The 254-nt window shown below is 56.3% G+C and carries 1 pseudogene; it reads left to right on the top strand.

Features of this window, described 5'->3' with window-relative positions:
- A pseudogene (locus tag I6F35_RS39850) lies at positions 1 to 254 on the top strand (transposase); the annotation flags it as partial.

Here is a 254-nt window from a genome sequence, read left to right as displayed (position 1 = left end):
GCAAGACCTGCATGCGATCGGTATGGGATGCGATCCAGTACATTGCGACGACTGGATGCCAATGGGCGCTTCTGCCGAAGGATTTTCCGCCCTTCACGACGGTCCAGTACTATTTTTATGGCTTGCGGCGACAGCGGGGCGTTGGATTTGATCAATGAAGCCTTGGTTGAAATCGCGCGTAGACTTGCTGGACGAGAGCCGCAACCAACGGCGGCGATCATCGACAGTCAATCGGTCAAGACGACCGAGAGCGG

It is taken from the genome of Bradyrhizobium sp. BRP22, from assembly GCF_020194175.1.
In the GTDB taxonomy this organism is placed as follows: Bacteria; Pseudomonadota; Alphaproteobacteria; order Rhizobiales; family Xanthobacteraceae; genus Bradyrhizobium.
This window is presented reverse-complemented; position numbering and strand designations above follow the sequence as displayed.